General features: G+C 59.1%; 3 protein-coding genes. 2 read left to right on the top strand and 1 reads right to left on the bottom strand.

What is annotated here, in order from left to right; translation table 11 throughout:
* The first annotated feature begins 104 nt into the window (after nt 1-104).
* A complete protein-coding gene (locus tag Q6D67_RS21395; RefSeq protein ID WP_304707851.1) occupies nt 105-1,553 on the top strand; it encodes an HNH endonuclease signature motif containing protein in 1,449 nt (482 codons plus the stop codon).
* Here Q6D67_RS21395 and Q6D67_RS21390 read toward each other — a convergent pair.
* On the bottom strand, nt 1,514-2,644 hold the full coding sequence (locus Q6D67_RS21390; RefSeq protein ID WP_304707850.1) for a transposase: 1,131 nt from the start codon (nt 2,642-2,644) through the stop codon (nt 1,514-1,516). The genes Q6D67_RS21395 and Q6D67_RS21390 overlap by 40 nt on opposite strands.
* Here Q6D67_RS21390 and Q6D67_RS21385 point away from each other — a divergent pair.
* On the top strand, nt 2,561-3,754 hold the full coding sequence (locus Q6D67_RS21385; RefSeq protein ID WP_304707849.1) for an IS256 family transposase: 1,194 nt from the start codon (nt 2,561-2,563) through the stop codon (nt 3,752-3,754). The genes Q6D67_RS21390 and Q6D67_RS21385 overlap by 84 nt on opposite strands.
* The last annotated feature ends 106 nt before the right edge of the window (nt 3,755-3,860 follow it).

Below are 3,860 nucleotides of genomic sequence, written 5' to 3'. Positions count from 1 at the left end.
AATTAGGAGCCTGGAATTTTAGGGGGAGAGCAGAAAAATGGCTATGGATCCACCCGAATAGGGGAAGACCCTTATACATACAGCATTGGGGCTTACTCATGGTCATGCCAGCGATTGTGGAAGATTGGTCTCAGCGGCTGACCGGGGCGCAGCTGGGTCAGGCGATAACGCTCCTCTCGGCGCAGATGAATGCAGCGAATCACCGCTTGCTGAGGATGATAGCCGAGTTCGATCGCTGCGGTGGCTGGCGCGAGCAGGGAACGATGCGCTCCTGTGCCCACTGGCTGGTGGCCCACTGCGGCATCACGCTGGGCGCCGCAAGGGAGAAAGTCCGGGTGGCACGGCAGTTAGAGGCACTGCCGGAGGTCAATGAAGCCTTCTCGGAGGGCGGCATCTCCTATTCCAAGGTGCGCGCCATCACCCGTGCGGCCTGCGATCAGGTAGCTACGCCGGAGAACGAGGGCTTTATGGTGCACCTGGCGCAGCAGAACAGCGCGGGACACCTGGATAAGCTGGTGAGCAGGTACGAACCAGTCGCAGAACCGGGGTTGGCGGACTTGCTGGAGTGGGGGCCGGAAGAGGTTGCGGCTGCCGGGGAATCGGGCGAAGCAGCAGAGAGTGGCCCCTCGCCGGAGCTGGATGCTGAAACCATGCGCGAGCTGGCCCGCGAACTTTACTGGTTTCAGGACGAAGACGGCATGTGGATTATTCATGCCAAGCTCCCGCCGGAACAGGGGCAGCTGGTCATGAAGGCCCTGCAGGCAGTGGCCCGGCCGCTGGAAGAGGAGCGCCAGGAAGAGTGGAAGGCAAAGCAGAAGGCACGCATGCAGGCGGTGGCGCGGAAAATCCTGCAGCGTAATGAGGTCAAGGCAGGAGAGAACGCAGAAAGCAGCGTGAACGAAGCTTTGCCGCATCATCTTGCCTACGCGCGGGTGGAGGAAAAAATCTCCGCGGAGATTTTTTCGCAGCACATGAACCAGGTGCGAGCCGATGCGCTGGTGGCCATGGTGGAGCACTTTCTGGCCTCGGGGCCGGACTATAAGGGCCTGCAGGGCTTGAAGGGGGCGGAGCGATGCCAGGTTGTGATGCACGTGGACATCAACACCCTGCGCGAACAGCGCTCGGGGGTGTGTTGCACACATGGGCGGGCGCACTTCGAGGATAAACCGTGGCTGTCGCCCTCCACCGCGCGGCGATTGAGTTGCGATGCGTCCCTGGTCACGGTGCTGGAGGATGAGGCGGGGAAGGTGCTGAACGTGGGTAGAAAGTCGCGGATTGTGCCGGAGCATATTCGACGCGCCCTGCGCGAGCGGGACGGCGTCTGCCAGTATCCCGGCTGCCAGGAATCAGAGTATGTGGATGCCCATCATATTCAGCACTGGGCCGAGGGTGGGGGAACACGACTGGATAACCTGGTGACACTGTGTCGATTCCATCACCGTCAGTTGCACCGCGGCTGTTTTGATATTCGTTTGAACGGCGTCTCATTCCCTGAGGTGTTCAGTCAACGATTTCATGCCGCAGCAGCTACCAGTGGCGAGCCACGCTGTTGAAGGGCCTTCAGGTACTTCGACTCGTCATACTGTGTCCTGGTTTGCCAGCACCGGTAGAGTATTCGTAGCCATTTGAATGCCAGCGCACGTACGGCGGCTTGATGGTTGCTTCCCTTGTTTCGCTGCTGCCGGTAAAACGCCTCTGCCCAGAAGGAGTAGCGGATACTGTGACCGGCCCACTCTACAATCGTCTGTCTCAGGAAGCGGGGGCACTGGGTTCGCCAGTGCACCCAGCATTTTTGGCCGCTGCGCTCTGTGACCGGTGCAATTCCGGTATACATCTGCAGCTCACCTGCACTCTGGAACCGCTCGCGCTCCTCCCCGAATGCCACGAGCAAGCGTGGTGCAAGTGACGCCCCGGCTCCCGGCAGGCTTACAAATAATTCGTAGTCTGGATGTTCTGAGGCCAGCTCCGATATTTTCTGCCCATACTGCTGTATGGCGGCCAGGACCAGCCGCAATTGCTCAGCAATGAGCTGTGCCTTGAGAGAAAATGGCTCTATTAAAGCCTCCTCCAAGGTCAACGGCATCGCTTTGCGGATCCCGTCCAGACGACGCTGTTGGACACTCTGCCTGTACATGTGGTTTTCGTTAAAAAACCTCACCAAGGTGGTGGAGCGAGCGCTTTGGGCCTTTCTCAATGTGGGCCACTGCTTTATGAATTCACAGAACAGGACGGTATCCAGCTTCTCAAACCACTCCAGCGATTGGGGGTAGTACTGCTTCAATGCCGCGCACAGGCGGTTGGTCAGGCGGACTTTATCTGCCACCAACTGGCGGCGGTGCTCTACCAGCAAGTGAAGCTGCCTGAGTCTTGCGCTCTGGGCGGTGAGCGTCTGGAACCTCTCAGGAGAGTTATAACCGAAAGTGGTGTTTGAGGGTTTGAAAAAAGGCGACGTATCTGGTTGATTTGTTATCGCCAAACAACCAATCAGCCAAAGGGATACGCCACCATGGGAAAGAGTAACGTTGTTGAGCTGGAAGGTCGAGTAGGGAGTACCGATTTGTTGACCGAACTGCTGCGCACTGGTGCCCGACAGCTCCTCCAGCAGGCCATTGAGGCCGAGGTTCAGGAGTTGCTGGCCACCCATTCAGGCAGGTTGCTGGACGACGGCAGGGCCGGCGTGGTGCGCAATGGTCACCTGCCCGAACGGGAGATCCAAACCGGCATCGGCCCGGTAACGGTACGGATCCCCAAGGTGCGAGCCAAGACCGGGGAGCCGGTCACCTTCCGCTCTGCACTGGTGCCGCCCTATGTCCGCAAGGCTCAGTCGCTGGAAGCTGCGTTGCCATGGCTGTACCTCAAAGGTGTCTCCACCGGCGAGATGAGCGCGGCCCTGGAAGTCCTGGTGGGCCCGGAAGCCAGGGGCTTGTCCGCCAGCACCGTATCGCGATTGAAGCGGGCTTGGGCGGCAGAATACCAAGCCTGGCGGGAGGAACCGCTGGCCAAGGATCGCTGGGTATACCTCTGGGCTGACGGCGTCTACAGTGGCCTCAGGGCGGAGCAAGCCAAGCTCTGTGCTTTGGTGATTATCGGTGTGAACGAGCGTGGAGAGAAGCATTTCCTGGCGATTGAAGACGGTGTCAGGGAGTCAACGCAGAGCTGGAGAGAGGTGCTACTGAAGCTGAAGTCCCGCGGCATGAACGTCCCGCAACTTGCCGTTGGCGATGGAGCCATGGGCTTCTGGGCCGCGCTGGAGGAGGTCTATCCGGGAACGCGGCACCAACGGTGCTGGATGCATAAAACGATGAATGTGCTGAACTGCCTGCCGAAGTCGCTGCAGCCAAAAGCCAAGCAGGCCTTGCATGAAATCTGGCAGGCCGACACGCGGGAGGACGCCGAGAAAGCGTTTGACCTGTTCATCAAGACGTACGAAGCCAAGTACCCGAAAGCCGTGCTGTGCCTGCAGAAGGATCGAGAGGAACTGATGGCATTCTACGATTTCCCGGCACAGCACTGGCAGAGCATACGGACGAGCAATCCGATTGAATCGACCTTCGGGACCATTCGTCATCGCACCAAACGATCGAAGGGCTGCCTGACGCGGGACGGGATGCTGCATATGATGTTCAAGCTGGGCTTGTGTGCACAGCAGAATTGGCGGCGTCTGCGAGGATTCGAGTATCTGGCGCAGGTCATCACCGGAGTGAAATTCAGAGATGGAATCGAGGTGACGGAATCAAACCAGGCCGCCGCTTGATTCAGGCCCTGAACACCAGATTTGACAATAACTCGCTCTCAGGATGGCGCAACACCAGGTCCAGGGCGAGCTCAGCATCTGAAGGATCATCCTTGGCCCCGCTCGG

Source organism: Haliea sp. E1-2-M8 (assembly GCF_030649675.1).
GTDB lineage: Bacteria > Pseudomonadota > Gammaproteobacteria > Pseudomonadales > Halieaceae > Haliea.
The sequence above is the reverse complement of the archived record's forward strand: the minus strand, read 5'-3'. Positions and strand labels throughout refer to the sequence as shown.

Bases quoted from the DNA above. Each gene is read 5' to 3' on its own strand.
- Q6D67_RS21395 (WP_304707851.1), top strand. From the start codon at position 105: ATGCCAGCGATTGTGGAAGATTGGTCTCAGCGGCTGACCGGGGCGCAG.
- Q6D67_RS21390 (WP_304707850.1), bottom strand. From the start codon at position 2,644: ATGGGTGGCCAGCAACTCCTGAACCTCGGCCTCAATGGCCTGCTGGAG.